This is a genomic window from Lacihabitans sp. LS3-19, from assembly GCF_024343575.1.
In the GTDB taxonomy this organism is placed as follows: Bacteria; Bacteroidota; Bacteroidia; order Cytophagales; family Spirosomataceae; genus Leadbetterella.
Genome location: NZ_RJUA01000115.1, coordinates 109,026 through 127,649, shown reverse-complemented (window position 1 = coordinate 127,649; position 18,624 = coordinate 109,026). Strand labels below are relative to the sequence as shown.

Genomic DNA, 18,624 nt, shown 5'->3' with positions numbered 1-18,624 from the left:
AGAGATAAGTTTTAGTTATTAGTAAACAAATCCTTAAATTAAATCCTGACAGAATTAAACTAGGTTTTTTTATTTAACGGTAAAATATATTTCTTAATTTGTGAAACCTTACCCTGTTAGCATTAAATAAATTGAGAAATAAAACTATAATTTTCCTTTTTTTTATCTCCCAAATAAGCTTTTCGCAATCAACTGAATTGCGACCACATATTATTGTAAAAGGGCTTGGAAATCAAAGTTATATTAACACACAAAAAGACTCCATATACCTAAAAGGCTTGGAGAACTTAATTGACATAGAATTCCCAAATATTGGCGATTCAATCTTTTACCAACTTGAAGGTTTCGATTCCCAATTATTGAATTCAGCATTCCCAAAAATCCGATATACTAACCTTAGTGGCGGAAAATACCTCTTAAAATACAGACTTTCGAGTCAAAAAGATTTTAAAACCATAACCGTAAATATCGAAGAAGCTATTTGGCAAAAATGGTGGTTTTTCCCAATGATTGCATTTTATATTTTGCTATTAATTGGAATCGGTTTCTATTTCTTTTTCTTGTACAATTTCCGTCAAAAAATGAAAATGCAACAACTTCGCAACAAAATCTCCTCGGATTTGCACGACGAAGTGGGCTCCAATTTGAGTAGTATTGCCATTTATACCCAAGTACTCAAGAAAGGTCTGAAAGATTCAAACCTTTTGCCAATATTGGATAAAATCACCGCAAATTCAAAAGAATCGGTAACGCTCATGCAAGATACCGTGTGGGCATTAAACCCCAACAACGATTCTCCTGAGCGATTATTTAAGCGTATAGAAGCCTACGCCCGTGAAGTTCTTTCAGAAAAAAACATCAGTTATTTCCAACAAACAGATATACCTATGGAAAAAGTAAAACTAGATATGGAAGACCGCAAAAATCTGTATTTGATTTTGAAAGAAGGCATAAATAATATAGCCAAACACGCCGAAGCCACCAAAGCCTCGTTGGAAGTTTCTGAAAAAAATCAAAAGATAATTTTCACATTAACAGATAATGGTGTTGGCTTTGAAATAGATCAAAAAACAGAAGGAAATGGCCTGAGGAACTTTAAAGAAAGGGCTGAGGAATCAAATTTTGAATTGAAAATTGAAAGTGATGCAGGTAAAGGAACTATACTTTCTATATGTCTTTCTCACTAGAATTAGGGATTTTTTAGAATTGAAAACTATGCCAATTTTGTAGAAATAAATAACACAGAATGGTAGCTTTTTCAACAACGTATTTACAACAATTAAAACCTAAACCCAAGCAAATGATAAGAGTAGCCTTATTTGAAGACAACAAGAACTTTAGAGAAAGTTTGTCACTTTATTTGGCTAGTTCAGAGAACATTTGGATGACTGGCTCATACCCTGACGCCAGAGAGGCGGTTTCGATTGTGAAAAAGCAGAAACCTGATGTGATATTGATGGACATTGAGATGCCCTATATGAATGGCATACACGCAATGATAGAAATCAGAAAGGCCGTTCCCGATGCTAAAATCCTTATTCAGACAGTTTTTGAAGACGAAGACCGCGTATTTCAGGCCATTTGTGGTGGTGCCTCAGGCTATATCATCAAAAACCCTGACCCAGAAAAATATGTGCAGGCTATAGAGGAAGTGAATGGAGGCGGCTCGCATTTGTCGCCAGCCATAGCGGCCAAAGTGATGCAGATGTTTCAGAACCAATTTGTGAAAAAGGAACCAACATTTGTGGACCTAACAGCACGAGAAAAAGACGTGTTGGGTTGTTTGGTAAAAGGAATGAGTTACAAAATGATTGCGGATGCATGTAGCATAAGCTATGCCACTGTAAACACACACGTAAAGCATATTTATGAGAAATTGCATGTAAACTCAGCACCCGAAGCCATCATCAAGGCCATAGAGATGCGATTGGTCTGAAAGGTTGGGTTTTTAATTTATAAACTCCTATGGCCCAGAGGGTGTAAGTTATGGGTTCAGAAATACTCAAAATTATTCCGAAAATAAAGGCTAAATCGTCAGAAAAAGGGGTAATAGCTTTATATATTGGTGTAATAAATAAATTTATTAGATTTGATATTAAAAATCCAAGGTTAAACCAAAATAATGGCTCATTTTTCAAGATTCTTATTTTAGAAGATTTTATCAGTCTAGAATGAACAAAAATAGCAAGAGCAATTGAAAGTGAATTTTTCAATGGAAATAATAAAGGAGCCCCAATTGGCTTGGCAATTGAAAGTTTATAAAAAATTTGAATTAAACTTGCCAAACAAAACAGAATAACTATTAAAATTACTGTCCATTTAATTTTTAAATTGTTTATTATTTTTAAATAAAAAATTGAAGGAATAATACATGCGACCCAGGCAAAAAGGTGATCTAATATATTAGAAACTGTATTGCCTGCTAACATAAATAAATTTATTGACAGATCAACAATTGAATAAGATATCAAAGTGATTAAAATAAAAACGAAAGGGCCTTTAAAATACTTTGATGAAACCAAAGAATAACCTGTCAAAATTACAAGAGAAATGGTTCCTAATTTTGCAGAGTTCAAAAACAAAAAATATAGAATTTTAGAATATAGTAACATTAATATTTTTTTAACAAACATATACAATTATGACAAAAACAGCAATTTATTCCTTAATGGCAAATATTATTTTATTTTGTTCATGCAACAAAGAAGGTTCAAATAGTAAGAATTTAGAATCTTTTAAATACCAATCTAGGCTTGATAGCCTTTTGAACGGAACAAAAGACTTCGGTAATGATGAAATTAATAATGGGGTAATCCGGCAACTCCAATATCAGAAAAAATTCAAAGTAGATGAAAAAAATGGTGTGGTTCTACCAAAGTCACTATTGAATCAATCCATAAATGGATTTACAGAATTAGGTATTGTTTTGCCCCAAGACACTTCAAACTATTCAAAATGGGATTTTTTAGTGGTTTACCCAGGTTTATCAATTAATGAATCTAACGAAGAAAAATTAGAACCAGTAGTATTTTATTATAAGGGAAAAAATTTTAATTCGACAGAAATGACACCTTACGGAAACCCAATAACGGGCATAAAAATCCAAGGCGGTGGTGGAGGCGATGGAGTTAAAGCTCTCCCTCCTCCTCCTCCAACACCACCACAATAATAATTTCTAATTTCTTTTTAGTACCCATCTCAAAATGATGGATGCTTTTTGATTAAATAAATATAAATCAGTATTTTAGTATTTTGAGAATAATAAAAGATTAGATATGAATTTTAAGATTTTTCTTGCAATTTTTTTCTTGAATAGTAGTATCCTTAACTCATTCTGTCAAAATACTTCTGAATTCTATTCAATTAAAACCCCCATAATTCCACAAAAAGGCAATTTTTCTTGCTGGGCGGCTACTTTGCAGATGATGGACCTAAGTGAAAACCAAAATCGAAACAAATTAAACACCTCTCCTATCCGAACTGATTCACTTTCAAAACTGCTCGGCATCTACAAATCAAATAAATATGCTCGCATAAGCGACCCAAGTTGGGACAAAATAAAAAGTCACCTAACAGCAAACAAAGGCTTGGTAACATACAAATATTACAATGAGAAATTCGCACATGTTTTTTTAGTCAAGGGTTTTCAAGAAAGTCAAAACACCAAATGGTTGTTGGTAAATGACCCATGGCCCGTAAACAAAGCCAAAATTACGGCACTTGCATTTAACCAATTTATTAGACCATTTAATGGAACACTAGAATATAAAAATGTCAAATATTCTCCCAGCTCCAAAAGCGATTCCGAAAAATCAGAACCAGTTTTCAATATTTACTCTAGTTCTAGTTTGATAGAATCGAGTCCTAAAATATATTTTCCGCCAAAAGTTCCCGTTGACAAAAAGACATTTACCACAATCAGAGAAAAAGAAATCATAAACCTTGTACAACATCAGGTAGATCTTTTTAAAGAATTCGACGCATCATTATTTGAAGTAATGAATATAGATTGGAAAACTCAAAAGCAAGAAATCAGCAAAGACATGGGTTCCTTGTTAAGACTTAACCAATTTACAAATACACTTTCTTTTCTTAACTATGATTTAAAAACATCTAAAAAAAGCGACTACCTTTTTGATGGACTTAAGCTGGCATTTGTAAACGTAAATACCAAGCGTAAAGCTCTCATTAGTCTCACTATAGAATATCAAAACAATAGTGACCCTGCATATCTGTACGTTTCGAGGTTTGAAAAATATGCTACCTCTGAAAGAGCCGAATGGGATAAAATCGAGCGGGAATTCAGGGTAGCGTTAAACAATCCTTCAATAAAAACCCTATTAAATGGCTCGGAAACGAAAGATAAAAACATCAATGATAAAAGCCATGGGCCGGCACTTAACGATGTTTTTGTAGATGATGATGAAATATATGAAATAGAAGATATCTCTATGTTGCCATTGTATGGAGGCATGGTTTATAGTTTTACATGGCCACCTTATGATGAAAAAATAGTAGCAGACCCACATAGACAATTAAGAATGGGACACAAAGCCATATTTGTTTCAAACACCGGCACACCATATTATAGATTGAGTGCTGCCGAAATCCCCGAATGGGGAGAAATAGTGGACAAAGAGTTTAAAATAGAGGTGGAATGGTTAGGTATAAACCGACAAAAAAATGAATTGGATAGCAGACAAGAAGAAATAGAAAAATTGAAAGAAAGAGCAAAAGACAGCGTAAAAAAAGGCGACAACATAGATACTCCACCATTCACCGATCAACCACGAGAAGGCAAGAAAAACTAATTTTAAAACCAAATTTTCCTAAATCCTTCAAATATTTATCCCCAACCTTATCCCTACATTTAGTGATTTTTTGAGAGGTACCGAGGTTTTAATTTTGATGAATTAATCAATTGCAATGTTTGAGTCTATTCAAAGACCTGAAAATCGCATAAATCAAAATTAACACTCATGAAGAAAATCTTATTTTTGATACTAAATCTTTATTGCATTTTAGCAGTCGGACAAAACTCAGGTGCTACAATTACAATAAACTTACCTAGCAAACCTGCGGCGAATGTTGCAGATTGGGCAAAAAGTACGCCTCCCCTTACCATAATAGTACAAGGAAAAGGGAATGTTTCACAAGAAAAAGGGCAAAATGAATTCAGAGTCTTTGCCACTATAAAAGATGGAGATCGAACCATTTGCGGTAAATACACTCCAAAGAATGCACCAAGCTTTGAGGTTTCCGTTCCACCACTTAAAACTTGGAGTGGTTCGTCAGCCCTCGGACTTTTAGGTGACGATTGTATATTAAAACCAGGTCAATACCAATTCTGTGTTCAGGTTTTTAATATCGAAGGAAGACAAGTGGCAGAATCTTGTAAGCCATTTACCATTGAAGATACAAGGCAAATTAATTACACCGCTCCCAATTTGGTTTTTCCGGCTGACGGAAAAACTTTAAGCGAGGCAGAACAGGTCCTTCCTTTTACTTTTCGATGGACACCAATAGTGCCCAAACCCAATAAAAGCATTAAATATAAGGTAGTTGTTTTCGAGGTATTGAATGGACAAAGTCTAAGTCAAGCACGAAAAAATGGGGAGGTTTTTGCAGAAGGAGAAGTAGAAAATCAAACTAGTTTTAGGTTAGGTGGCCCAAGGTTTGTAAAGAGACCCGGGCAAATCGCAAATCAGCCCGATTTTGGATGGTATGTAGAGGCAAGAGATGTAGATGGTAAAGTATTGGCTAGTAGTGAGACTGCGGGGTTTCAGATAATTATTGATGACCCTTCGCAAGGTTGTTTCGAAATAGATACATCTAGTTATAAAATAGAATGTAAAGGTTTTGATTTATCAGGAAAACCAATTTACCATATTTCAAACTTGATACTAAAAAATATAGGGACAAACAATGGAAAAACCGGGTTAAATGGATTTTTTCCTACACAATCCTATATTACTCCTTTTGGTTTTACGGTTTCTAATCTAACCCCTGCACCACAAGCGAGCATACCAACTAGTGGAAGTGTTTCTATAGGTTTTGATATAAATGGAAGTACTGCGAGTAGTGTTTCCTTTAATGTAAATAGTACTATTCCACACCCAACCAATCCTTCATTGTTTTGTGATAAAATAATAGGGGTGACTCTAGACCTGCCGTTGTGTTACTGTAATGACTGTGAAAATGTTAAAATAATCGATGCAAAACCAATCATCAATACAGCAACTTTAGCAAATCCTTCAATCGCATCATTTAGTTTAACTGGAAATGTAACAGCTGGACCAAATCCAATTTATGGTTTTGAAGTACAATTAGAATCATTGACTTTTAGTTCAAATCCTGTTGAATGTTCCGATGGAATAACTCTGGTCTCAAATTCAGGGGTAATTACCAATCCTTTGGTTTCTGGAACTAGTACTTCAATTTTTCAATACAGTACCACTCCAGGATTATCTTCACTTAGCAAAGCTTTTAAATGGAAACCAAGTTCACCTACAAATGCGGCTTCGGGAATTCCATTTTCTTTTAATATGAATGTTCCACCTAAACCAGCGTGGGCCATCCAACAAAACTGCTGCACTGTTACTTACAAGGCTTGCTTCAAAGTAATAGTAGAATACGCACCATGTAAATATTGTACCTATTTCATGTGTAAAGAATTTAAATACTAATTAATTTTTAAAGCAAAAAACAATGAAAAATATAAAAATAGTTTTTAACCTAATCTTAATTCTGTTTGCTTTTCAGCAAAAAATATTTGGACAAAATGGTCAAAAAGCAGAATGTAATCTTGGTTCATCAAAGGCCTATGCTGCTCTATCTGAGCTATCCGTAAAAAGTGGTAAAGGGTTTACTCTAGCACTTTCTGTTCCTGCAGGCGGATGTAGTTATGATATTACAATCGAAACAAGTAAAAATTTAGAACATATACCTACCACCAGTTATCCGCATCCTTTGACTCAAACATCTACGAATCCTCCAAAATACATAGTTCATTTGGGTACTACATCGATGCAAAATATCGATCAAACCTTTAGATTTAAGCCCGGTGAAACCTGCAATGGAGAAAAAGGAACTTTTAAAGTAAAATACAAAAGAACTTGTGGCACTGTTATAGATAGTTGTGAAACCACATTAAGCATTTTAGCTATTGCTAAAAACTTTTGGGAAGTTTCTAAAACCCATGTTTGGGGTGACTTACGAGGAGGAATCCAGATTTGGAAAGTAACGTTAGCTCAAACTGCTCACACATTGGGCGAAGGTGATCTAAACATATACTCTGGAACCATCAAAGATATGATTACGCCAGGGCCATCAACAATAATTACCAGTGTAAGTACTACGGCCAGTGGTATTGGCACTAATACAGCAACATGGAATACAGGTACTATTAGTTCTTATACTTCGCAGGTTAATTATTATGTGCAAACTACTTCATGTGAACCTCTAAATTCTACTATTACCAACTGCGTAGATTATAATTTTTATTTAGGTAAACCAGTAAGTTTAATTGCTGACACTGAATTAATAGAATTAAGCCCTGATAAAGTATCAAACAAAAATGCAAAAAAAGTACCTGGAATTGGAACTCCGATTGACCTACTTCCAAAAACGTGTTGTGATAGAATTTCTGGTAAAGCATGTGCCTCAGTGGTACTTAAAGGTCAAAATATTGTAACTGCCCCATTGGCCAAATCACATTTATTTAGCTCTACTACAAATTATACAACTGGGTGTGGTGGTATTTATAGAATTACAATTTCAAACAATGGCAATGTTCCCATCGGTAATTTAAATTTAACGGATTTAATGCCAGCAGGAATTAGCTCTACCAAAATCACTATCTCAGGTACTGCAAGTTTGAATTATAATTTAAGCCTAACTGGTGGCGGTGGTGCAGGAACATTTATAGGCAATACGGGCACTTCTACTCCGTATTTAGGTAGTTTCTCTAGTTTAAATTTCCAGACTACATCGGGCAGTATAACTAATGATTATATTTATTTGGATATCGAATTTACAATTATTGGAGCTCCAGGCACTACGGTTAAAAACTGTGCTAAGCTCACTTTTGATGGCATCTTTAATGGTTCAGCCACAATTTGTGGTTTGCCTATACCACCTATAACTGGTAACAATGTAACTGCATGTGACGAATTTGTGATTGAACAACCTCGAGCTATTCCATTATTAAGAAAATGTGTGATAGGTACTGGCTCATATATGATTGGAGACAATATTAAATTTAGAATTTTAGTAGCAAACCATGGCTCAGCAAATTTTTCGGGCAACTTAAATGATTTATTGTCTTCGCCTCAAAACCTAGAATTGGTTGGAAGTCCAACTTATCAATGGGGCATTGGTAATTATAATCCATATTCGAATGGTTATTTAGATTGTAACACTTCAGTTCCAATTACAGGTATGCCAACTTGGGTAACACCTAATCTTACTGATTTAAGTAATCCAAAATGGGCCATAAACAATATGCCAGGAGATTGTAATCTATATAGTGCAAATTATTTGATTATCGAATTTGAAGCAAAAGTTAAACCACAGACCTTTGGGCCTTACTATAATGAAGCAAAACTTGTCAGTTCAACAGGCACATTAAATGCTCAAGATGGTTACAACATTATAGCATTAGGGAATATCACTCCAACTAAACTAGTAAATAGTGCACCCGGAAATGCTTTTGCCTCCTCTTCGTCATTTGTTGACCTAGGAAATCCATTCCAGTTTTCACTTAGATTTATGAATACTGGCTCTGTAAATTTGAAAAATTTGAAAATAACTGATATTATGCCAGCATGTGTTACTGTTGGTACAATATTTTCGATTACAAAATATTTTTCTGGTAGTGTCAGTGGGACAGGTGTTCCCGGCACAACTCCTATTATTGGAGCTAGTTTCGGAACTGCAATAGTATTCCCTTCAGGTTTCATTTTAAGTCCGGGTGATTTTGTTGAGGTTATTGTTAATGTTACAGCTAAGCCTAATTATGTTGGTGAATGTTGCAACCCTGGTTTTAAAATAGATGCCGATAATACTCTTTCTGGAATTCATTTAGAAAATTATTCTGGACCTGCCTGTATTAAGCCTTTAAATTGTTGCTCTATTCCCCAATCTTCTTTTAGTATAACACCTAAACCCTCAAATTCAAATGATTGGCTTAATCTAAATGTAAATATTACTGCTGGGCCTATTCCGATACAAGAGGTTACAATTGCCCTAGTTGACTATCATGTAATTTATAATTTTGAAGATTGTAAACCACAGAAGATGGGTAACGGAGTTAGTAATATTCAAAGTATGAGCGGTGGATTGCCATTCAATATAGGAGGTAGTACTGGCTTATTACAAGCTATGGCATTGCAAAATCCAAATAATATCAGAAATCAAATTAGTTGGAATTTAGGTCAACCTACGTCGTTTAATCCAACTAAAAGTATTCCTTTATCTATTATGAGGCCTGATTTATTAAATATTCCATGTTGCAATGGTGTTTTTTATTACTGCTTAAAAATTACGATAAAAGATGCTAATTGTAATGTTTGTGAAAAACTTATTTGTTCAAAGGCTCCATTATACAAACCCATTTCATTACCTGATAATATTGGAATTCAAAATCGTCTGATGATGCCAACACAAAAAAATGTCAACGAAAAATCGGAAATTTGTGAAGATTGTATTGAAAAGGAATCATTTCAAGATAAAAATTAGATAATTAATTTAAACCAGAATCCAGATTTCTTTGGATTCTGGTTCAATTAATAAATAAATCGTATGAAAAAATCTATCATTTTTTTATTATTTATATTTGAGTTTGCAACAGCTCAAATTCCATCACCCCCCAAACTCACCATAAAAGGCACCGCAGGCGTAACTTACGATGGCTATGGCTTAACGGTAAATCCCAAAACACCGAGTTTTTATTCACCTCGCAGGCCTTGGAATCTGGTGCGGTTTAATTTTCAGCCAGTTATTACTTATGGCAATTTTAAGATGCCAATGAATTTTAGCTTTAGCCCGATGCGAACCAACTTTGGCAGTGCTCCCTTTGGATTTGGAGGGCTTCCAGGCTTCCCGAAACAATCTGTAAAACAATGGCTAACAAACCCTATCAATAGCATCGGATTCAATCCGACATATAAATGGGCAGAGGTGATGCTCGGTACACAATACCTTAAATACAGCGATTTGAGTACTGGCGACATTGGAGCGTTTGGATATGGTTTTAATCTTAAGCCAGGCAAGTTTCGCATTAGCTATTTTGAAGGAGTAAGTCAGCAGGCGTTTCAAACTGTTACTGGCCTTACGAAACCTGACGGCTCCATTGTAGATTTTCCAGGAATATATAAGCGAAAAATCCAGATGGGACAACTCGGAATAGGAAAAGACGACATATATTTTGTGGGTTTCAACTTGGTAAAAGGTCTTGATAAATTTAATAGTATCACAAGCCCATTAGCTGTGCCATTAAACCTGGTTACCACGCCATATGCAGCAGATAATTTTATATTGAGTTTTAGTAATCATTTTAAAACCAAGTTGGGTTGGTATGGGAAATCCGAGATAGCAACAACGATAAGCGATAGAAACACCCAAGCTTTTCCACCAAGTGCTTTGTTTCCAGACTATTTACCATTTAAAAAAACAAATGTTAGTAGCTTTAGAGACCATGCTTTGCAGGCTACTTTTGGTAAAAAAATAAAAAATTATGACTTGGGAGCTAGTATCAAATGGCTCGGTGCAGGATACAACACCATGGGATATCCTTTCGTACAAAATGACCGCCTTGACTATACCCTAAATAGTAAATTTTCAGTATTTAAAAATACAACAAATGTTGTGGCAAGCCTCGGTCAGCGATTCGGAAATTGGAGTGTACCTGGCTCAAGAACAAAACAGATTTTAGCAAATATCAATGTCTTTTCTCAAATAAATGAGAAGTTGAGTCTGAATAGCAGTTACAATAATTTTGGTTTTCAAACTCCAGGATTTTTAGGTATCAAAAACATTGGCAATGATTTAAATATCAGTCCTAATTATATATGGACAAATACAAAAATGAGTAACCTATTGAATCTTAGTTACAATTGGAGCAAGTATGTTGAAACAATTCCTGGACCTTCTTCAACAACAAATAACACACACACAGCTATGTTGTTATATGCTCCAACTTTCTTTGATAAACCTAATCTAAGTCCTGATTTCTCAGTGATGTATTTTACCAATAAATCGTCGATTCCTAGTACTCTTAAATTGATTACAGCAACGAGTGGTCTTGGGCTCAGTTTGCCTAAGCAAAAAATAAACTTAAAAGGCCAATTGATGTACACTAATACCTCTATAAATACATTTACGCCAAGTAATTCGATTTTGGCTTCCTTAGGCGTAGATTATAAAATTAGTAAAAGACTAAGGTGGAATACAAACATGACTGGCACTTTCTTTAAATTCGGTGATGAACTTACACCGCCACCCACACTGTTGGGAGCACACTATTTAGAGAGTACTTTAAGAACATCGCTACAATATAAATTTGGCAAAGAATAAAATTATTAATGAAATGAAATATTCAAAATATATAATACTTTTTACATTGCTGACGGTATCTTTTCTAAATAGTTTTGGCCAAATCCAAGCCAATTTGATACTTAATAGCAATCCTCCTTCGTATTTGAGCGACTGGGGTAATGGCCGTGCTGGACAGCTAATAATAAATAATACTGGAAATGCGACACAAGTGGAGCTCACAGGCATAAAAATCAGGACAAGCATCTTTAATGAAAATATGGATTTAGTTTGTAAAAGCATTCTCAATTCTGCCCAAACCATAACCTTGAATCGTGGCCAAAACATAATCCGAATGGACAGAGTTCTTCAGCTTGAAAACCAACAATTTTCAGCTTTAGCAAACTACTTGGCCCGCAGTGGAAAGCTATCACCAGGTCTTTATACTTTAACAGTAGAGATTTTCGATGCGACAACAGGAAAGCTTTTGACCAATATCATCGAGCGAATTTTCAACCAAGTCAATTACGTTTTGCCTTTTTTGTTAAGTCCCGTAGATAAATCTTGGCTTGATCCTAATACTGCTCAAAGTGCCATTCAGTTTAGATGGTCCAGCTTGGTACCACTTTCACAAGAAAAGACCACTTACCGACTTCAGGTTTTTGAGATTCTTAATAATCAAACGCCCATGCAGGCCTTAAGAAGCAACCAACCTATACTTGATACTTATGTTGACCGAACCACACAATACATTTGGAGGCCAAATATGAATATCAAAAATGCCATGTACAACACATTTATATGGACAGTACAAACGCTTGATTATAAAGGCGAGCCTGTTAGTATTCAAGATCAAAACAGTCAAGGTAGAAGCGAGCCGAGAGTTTTTGGTATATGCCAAGACCAAGGAATGGATAAAACAAAATGTGGTGAAGGGTACAATTGGCAATTTAATTAATGAGAAAAACAATGAAAAAAATAATATCTCTTATAACATTTTTGCTGGTGTGTGTTTCTTCCATCGCACAGAAAGACTCATTAGTAAAGCCCCCAAGCATTGGCTTACATTTTTTCTATAATGATTTCCTAACACCCTATAATATTAAAACAAACAACTTAGGGTATGTTTTACAAAACAATCTTTGGAACAAACCTTTTAAAATGCAAGGTGGCTTTGGCATAGATTATACCCAAGGAATAAACAAAAAAATTGATTTGAATGGAAATCTAAATACAAGCTGGGTAGATTATCAATTACCTGGGAATGTACTATTTGGAAGTGATAATTTAATGTTGGATTTTAATGCGGGTGCCAATGTAAAATTGCTTTCAGACAAGCACATATTTGTACCTTATATAATTGCAAAAGCCGGTTTTTCTAAATACAAAACGCTCAAGGGTATCAATTTAATTCCAGGATTGGGTTTGCAAATCAATGCTTTTAAGGAAGCATTCATTAATACAACATTTGAATACAGAGCCCCATTAGGCACTAGCTTAAGCCCGCAATTGTATTACAGTATTGGTTTAAGCACTAGCATTTCGAGAAAAAAAACAGCGAAACCAGAAGTTCCGAAAACACCTGAACCAGCAAAAGTTAAAAAACCTGAAAAAGTGGCTGAGATAGTGAAGCCTATAATTAAAAATATAGCCGTAAGTTTAATAGATGAGGCCACTGGTCAACCATTAGAATATGCAGAGGTAAAATTGATAAGCACTTCAGGTGATATTTATACAGAAACTACCAATGAAGACGGAAAGGCTATTTTTAAAGATATACCGATTGGTGATTATGAAGTTTCGGGGAGATTAAATAAAATAGATGCCACAAAAGAAAATCTTACAAAAAATAGCTTTGCTAGTAAAGGAAATCAATTGGAAGTTAAGCTAAGTCACAACGATCCTCGATTTACGTTGGTAGGCGTTACGATAGACAAAAGCCTTAATAAACCTGTAGGAGGAACCGTAGTAACGGTTAGTAATGAAACTCAAAAAAGTGCTGAATTTGTAACTAGCAGAGGAAGTGATGGAGAATTTAGAGCTCAATTAGAATCAGGCAGTGATTTTTCGGTGGTTGGAAAAAAAGCAAGTTATATCTCAAACATTGAGCATCTCAGTACAAAAGGGCTTAATAGAAGTGCTACATTGTATGTAAAACTCCAATTAGGAATAGAAGAAGCTAAAGCTGGCAAAAGCATTGTGCTCAACAAGATATTCTTCGAAACTGGTAAGTCAAACCTCAACACTGCCACATCTGATGACCTTCAGAAACTTATCGTGTTTTTAAAAGATAACCCAGAAACCAAATTGGAGATTCAAGGTCATACCGACAATGTGGGTAGTCTTGCAACCAATCAAAAGCTCAGTCAAAACAGAGCAAGTAGTGTAGTAAACTATTTGGTTTCTTATGGAATTTCAAGAGCTAGATTAATTGCAGTAGGCTATGGGCCTGATCGACCAATAGCTTCAAATAGCACAACTGAAGGCAAAGCCCTAAACCGAAGGGTGGAAATGAAGGTGATAGAATAATCAATATATTCAACAAATTAAGCCCAGAAAAATTTTATTTCTGGGCTTTTTTTACAAAAAGACCGAACGCTTTTTTTCTCTTTATCACTACAATTAGGGATTTACACAATCACATTTCAGCAATAATTTTGAAAAGTATTAATACATATTTAAAAAAGAATTCAATTGCACAAATTTTAAAAAAACACTAAATCATTCAAAATTATGAAAACAATATTTTTAAGTATTCTAATTTGGGTATCGGCCTTTGCACAGGAAAAATCAGGCACACCTTTAGCCATTAAAACCAATTTGACTGAAATATTGGGAGGTGTACCATTAGGCATAGAAGTGGGAATAGGCAAAAAGAATAGCGTAGTAGCCGATTTCTTGTACACACCATTAACTGATTACAAAGACCAGTTTTTCCTTCGAGGAGGTATTCATCAGAAGGTCAACTTAGGTTATAGATTTTATTGGAATCAAAAAAAAGCTAAAAACTTTCAACCTTTGGAAGGTATTTATGTGCAACCCAATGCTCTGTTTATCAAAAATACAAAAACAAAAAACCAGGGCTTTTCTGGCGGTTTAAATCTCGGCTTTCAAATTAGAGCAAAAAAATCCTTTGTAGCTGATTTTGGCCTAGGTATCGGAATATTAAACGATGCTAAAGCAAAACTTGAACCGTTTAATCAAATTGACGACAATGTCACCACTAAATTACAATATAAACTAGGCCTTGGCTGGGTAATTTATTAAAAGAGAATATAGTAAGACGGTGGAATTACTTCTTGTAAATATCAATTCGAATTTTGTGTTTGAATATATTTTAGGCTAACTTGTTTCTAGATAAGAAGAAAGTAACCCTAATATGCCTAAAATTTTACTGTTTTGCTTGCTTGCATTTCAAGCCTTTGGGCAAGTTAAATTCCCGATAAATTTTAATGTAAGTACACTTAATGGAGACGACGGCCTGTCGCAAGTAAGCAATTACTTCAGATATGAAGACAGCCAAGGATTTATGTGGATCACCGCCAACGACGCCCTCAATAGATATGATGGCAGCTCAGTAAAAGTTTACAACCTCAACAAATACTTTGACAACTGCCCAAACCTCCAACAAGGTTACGGTTTTGCCGAAGACGCCGAGAGCAACTTATATATTGGTAGCGAAAGCGGCCTTTATATCTATAACAGAAATACCGATAAGTTTTCGCTCCAAAAAATTTTCACAAATTCAGTAGACGACATAGCTATGCCTTTTGCCTATGAAAACGGTAAAGTTTGGTGTTTTAATCGATTTTATGAAATTGCTACTTATGATGTAAAAACTAAGCAAATCAACCTTGTCACCAAGATAGATTTAGAAACTATCAACTCTGTTCATATCTATCAGCTTTCAAACAATGTATTTTACTATCGCTGGCCATTTATCGATGCTAAAAAAAATATTTGGATTATTGGAATGCACAAAGTAGCCAAATATGAAATTAGTACCAAAAGCATAAGCTACCCTATAAAAACACAAAATTCTAATATTCAAAATGAGTTTTTTTGCTCAAAACATGACTTAAAAAATGGCATTTTGATGATTGGCACTAATCATGGTCTTTTAGAATATGATACCCATACTAAAGAAACCAAGCCAATACTAAAACTTGGCAAAAAAACATTAGGCATTATAAATTCATTAGCCTTCAATAATAATCTAGTCGCTTTTAAAAGCAATGAAGAATTTGTTTTATTGGACAAAGAAACGCAAAATCACCAATGGATTTGGCAAAATAATATCGCAAAAACTAGAGCAATAATTTATTTTACCTTTGATAAAATTGGTAGGTTGTGGACCACAGATAACGGCTTAGAACAAAAAATCTTTAGTTTTAAAGGTAATCTTCTCAAAAAAGTCCCAGAAGAATTTAACCCTGGGATTAAATCAAACACAAATTCTGTAGGCTATATTGTCGAACTGCCATCGCATGAAATTATGATTCATGGCAACTGGATACTAAACAGAACAAACGGCAATGTAAAAAAGATTAATTTTTTAACTACCTATACCCGTGGTGTTACAGATTTTGAAAGAAATGGTTATTGGTTAATTAATTCCATAGATAAAAACAGGATTGTTTTTGTTGACAACAATCTAAAAATTCAAAATTATTTAAGTCAAACTGATATTGAAAAATTAAGCGAATTTCAGGATATAGCCGTATTAGAAAATGGTAAAATCTTGATAAGTTCTTCAAATGGTTTGTATTGGTTAGACCCGAAAACAAATTCCATCAAAACAGCCAACACTACACCTAATGCATTTAAAATCAATATAATAAATAAAACTACACTAATTGTAAGTTTTCTAAATCAAGATTTAATAGAATTTCAAAATGAGGGTGATAAGCTCATTGAAAAAAGACATATTATGAAGGGCATTCAATCATTTTATGTTCAATTTGATACCAAAAGAAAACGCTTTTGGATTGGTACAAACAAAGGAGTATTTCTCCTTGATGACCAATACAAAATCATAAAGCAATTCGATGCCAACAATGGCCTTTCCGGTACATATATTTATGGATTATTGCTTGATAACGATGGAAACGCATGGTGCAGCCACCAAAGAGGTTTGAGCAGCATAAACACCACTGATTTTTCGATTGTAAATTTTGATAAAAGTGATGGTATTCAAGACTGGGACTTCAACAATAGGGCATTCTTAAAAGGATCAGACGGCACCTTATATTTTGGAGGTGTAAACGGCCTAAATTATTTCAAGCCTCCCCTAAAACAATCAAAATTTTATAAATCTGAAGTTTATATTGACGAGATCTGGGTCAAAGAAAACCCCTACAAGCCCGAAATCAATGCTAATAAGGTGAACAACATCCTACTTCCCTTTCAGGAAAACAATATATCTTTTAAAGTTTTTGTAAAAGACTTAGAATATGGTAAAAGTCAAGAGATTATATACAGATTAATACAGAAACAGAATACTAAATGGAATATACTCCCACGAAATAGCAAACTGATTTTTAACAATTTAGCATCGGGAGACTATGTACTTGAGCTAGGAGTTTATGATAAATTCGAAAAAGAGAAAATAGCGAGCAAACGAATTTCGATTAATATCGCCACTCCTTTTTACAATCGCTTTCTTTTTTGGTTACTTATAGGTTTTTTCACTTCGGCTTTGGCTTTTTATCTTTACAACAGACAAAAAACGAGAAAACTTAATGCAATTTTTGAGCAAGAATTAGCTCTAGAAAAACAAAGAACAAAAATCACAGCTGACCTACATGATGATATTGGTTCATCACTGAGCAGTTTACAGGTTAATAGCCTCGTGGCTAGTCAGCTACTATCGAAAGACATAAAAAAAGCAAAAACTGTTTTAGAAAAAATCGAGAATCAATCAAAACAATTGGGCGAAACTTTGGGTGATCTTATTTGGAGTATGAAGCCAGGAAAAGAGGAAATTATTGATTTTGCGACTAAAATAAAAAACTTTGCCAACGACATCCTTGGATCCACTAACATCAATTATAAAATAAAAATAGACAAAAATATCAATCCTTATTTATTGGAAATTTATTTACGCAAGAATTTAATATTTATAGCCAAAGAAGCCATCAATAACGCAGCAAAATATAGCAATGCTTCAGAATTTACATTGATTAGTAATTATAGAAATGGAAACATATATCTGGAAATAAAAGACAACGGAAATGGCTTCGATATAAATAATATTTATGGAAATGGTATTAAAAACATGAAAATGAGGGTTGCCGAAATGAAAGGGACTTTAGAAATCATTTCAAGTGAAATGGAAGGCTGCCAAATTTTGGTTACTATTCCCGTGTCACTTGATTTAGGTACAAAATGATTTCAAAAAACGTATTAAATTGCAAGATGTTGATACGAATATTTATATACGACGATAGCCAAGACAGACGAGATAGTTTAAGGGCCTTGATACAGCTCAACGAAGAGTTTGTGTGTGTAGGCGAAGCCCCAAACTGTAAAAACACCATTTATGAGATGAAAACTACCTTGCCAGATGTAGTTTTGATGGACATTAATATGCCTGAAGTTGATGGGTTGGAGGGTCTCAAATTAATAAAGACAAATTTTCCGAAAATTAAGGTTTTGATGCAGACCGCATTTGACGACAACGAAAAAATTTTCACTTCTATAAAAAACGGTGCAAGTGGTTATATACTTAAAACTGACAGACCACTACACATTCTCCAAGCCATCATGGAAGTGTACGAAGGTGGAGCCATGATGAACCCCGGCATAGCCCAAAAAGTACTCGATTATTTCAAACCCAAACCTGTAAAATCTCCACTAAGCACCAAAGAGTTAGAAGTTTTAGAAATGTTGTCTGAAGGTCTAAGCTACAAAATGATAGCCGATAAACTCGGCGTCAGCTATAATACCATAAATACACACACCAAACGTATCTACGAAAAACTACATATATCAAGCTTAGGCGAGGCTATTTCTTTTTATTATAAGAATATTAAGGGGTAGGTTTATTTTATAATTCTTCTTTTATTAAACTCACTTGTACTTTGCTTTCTA

The 18,624-nt window shown here is 34.4% G+C and carries 12 protein-coding genes; all 12 read left to right on the top strand.

The annotated features are described in order from the left end of the window. The first annotated feature begins 197 nt into the window (after positions 1 to 197). Complete coding sequence (locus tag EGI22_RS17495; RefSeq protein ID WP_255069102.1) at positions 198 to 1,187, top strand: histidine kinase; 990 nt, start codon at positions 198 to 200, stop codon at positions 1,185 to 1,187. Positions 1,188 to 1,300: 113 nt separating this feature from the next. Next, positions 1,301 to 1,936: a response regulator transcription factor gene (locus EGI22_RS17490; RefSeq protein WP_255069293.1), complete on the top strand. Its 636-nt coding sequence runs from the start codon at positions 1,301 to 1,303 to the stop codon at positions 1,934 to 1,936. Positions 1,937 to 2,641: 705 nt separating this feature from the next. Continuing rightward, positions 2,642 to 3,169 (top strand): hypothetical protein, encoded by a 528-nt coding sequence (locus EGI22_RS17485; RefSeq protein ID WP_255069294.1) that lies wholly within the window; start codon positions 2,642 to 2,644, stop codon positions 3,167 to 3,169. 106 nt (positions 3,170 to 3,275) lie between these two features. After that, complete coding sequence (locus tag EGI22_RS17480) at positions 3,276 to 4,811, top strand: papain-like cysteine protease family protein (RefSeq protein WP_255069726.1); 1,536 nt, start codon at positions 3,276 to 3,278, stop codon at positions 4,809 to 4,811. 168 nt (positions 4,812 to 4,979) lie between these two features. Then, a complete protein-coding gene (locus EGI22_RS17475) occupies positions 4,980 to 6,686 on the top strand; it encodes a hypothetical protein (RefSeq protein ID WP_255069725.1) in 1,707 nt (568 codons plus the stop codon). A gap of 22 nt (positions 6,687 to 6,708) precedes the next feature. Continuing rightward, complete coding sequence (locus EGI22_RS17470) at positions 6,709 to 9,738, top strand: hypothetical protein (protein ID WP_255069724.1); 3,030 nt, start codon at positions 6,709 to 6,711, stop codon at positions 9,736 to 9,738. A gap of 63 nt (positions 9,739 to 9,801) precedes the next feature. Continuing rightward, the gene (locus EGI22_RS17465) at positions 9,802 to 11,574 is read left to right on the top strand and encodes a hypothetical protein (RefSeq protein WP_255069723.1); all 1,773 of its coding nucleotides are present in this window, start codon (positions 9,802 to 9,804) and stop codon (positions 11,572 to 11,574) included. Between the two features lie 13 nt (positions 11,575 to 11,587). Further along, on the top strand, positions 11,588 to 12,490 hold the full coding sequence (locus EGI22_RS17460) for a hypothetical protein (RefSeq protein WP_255069722.1): 903 nt from the start codon (positions 11,588 to 11,590) through the stop codon (positions 12,488 to 12,490). Positions 12,491 to 12,501: 11 nt separating this feature from the next. Then, complete coding sequence (locus EGI22_RS17455) at positions 12,502 to 14,061, top strand: OmpA family protein (RefSeq protein WP_255069721.1); 1,560 nt, start codon at positions 12,502 to 12,504, stop codon at positions 14,059 to 14,061. 204 nt (positions 14,062 to 14,265) lie between these two features. After that, on the top strand, positions 14,266 to 14,799 hold the full coding sequence (locus tag EGI22_RS17450) for a DUF3575 domain-containing protein (RefSeq protein ID WP_255069720.1): 534 nt from the start codon (positions 14,266 to 14,268) through the stop codon (positions 14,797 to 14,799). A 112-nt stretch (positions 14,800 to 14,911) separates the two neighbouring features. Further along, positions 14,912 to 17,923, top strand: coding sequence for a histidine kinase (locus EGI22_RS17445; protein ID WP_255069719.1), 3,012 nt, complete (start codon positions 14,912 to 14,914; stop codon positions 17,921 to 17,923). Then, on the top strand, positions 17,920 to 18,573 hold the full coding sequence (locus EGI22_RS17440) for a response regulator transcription factor (RefSeq protein WP_255069718.1): 654 nt from the start codon (positions 17,920 to 17,922) through the stop codon (positions 18,571 to 18,573). The genes EGI22_RS17445 and EGI22_RS17440 overlap by 4 nt, the downstream gene beginning before the upstream one ends. Positions 18,574 to 18,624: the final 51 nt, after the last annotated feature.

Excerpts from the sequence above, each read along its gene's own strand:
- EGI22_RS17470 (WP_255069724.1), top strand. The coding sequence starts at position 6,709 with ATGAAAAATATAAAAATAGTTTTTAACCTAATCTTAATTCTGTTTGCT.
- EGI22_RS17440 (WP_255069718.1), top strand. The coding sequence starts at position 17,920 with ATGATTTCAAAAAACGTATTAAATTGCAAGATGTTGATACGAATATTT.
- EGI22_RS17445 (WP_255069719.1), top strand. The coding sequence starts at position 14,912 with ATGCCTAAAATTTTACTGTTTTGCTTGCTTGCATTTCAAGCCTTTGGG.
- EGI22_RS17480 (WP_255069726.1), top strand. The coding sequence starts at position 3,276 with ATGAATTTTAAGATTTTTCTTGCAATTTTTTTCTTGAATAGTAGTATC.
- EGI22_RS17490 (WP_255069293.1), top strand. The coding sequence starts at position 1,301 with ATGATAAGAGTAGCCTTATTTGAAGACAACAAGAACTTTAGAGAAAGT.
- EGI22_RS17475 (WP_255069725.1), top strand. The coding sequence starts at position 4,980 with ATGAAGAAAATCTTATTTTTGATACTAAATCTTTATTGCATTTTAGCA.
- EGI22_RS17465 (WP_255069723.1), top strand. The coding sequence starts at position 9,802 with ATGAAAAAATCTATCATTTTTTTATTATTTATATTTGAGTTTGCAACA.
- EGI22_RS17460 (WP_255069722.1), top strand. The coding sequence starts at position 11,588 with ATGAAATATTCAAAATATATAATACTTTTTACATTGCTGACGGTATCT.
- EGI22_RS17450 (WP_255069720.1), top strand. The coding sequence starts at position 14,266 with ATGAAAACAATATTTTTAAGTATTCTAATTTGGGTATCGGCCTTTGCA.
- EGI22_RS17485 (WP_255069294.1), top strand. The coding sequence starts at position 2,642 with ATGACAAAAACAGCAATTTATTCCTTAATGGCAAATATTATTTTATTT.
- EGI22_RS17455 (WP_255069721.1), top strand. The coding sequence starts at position 12,502 with ATGAAAAAAATAATATCTCTTATAACATTTTTGCTGGTGTGTGTTTCT.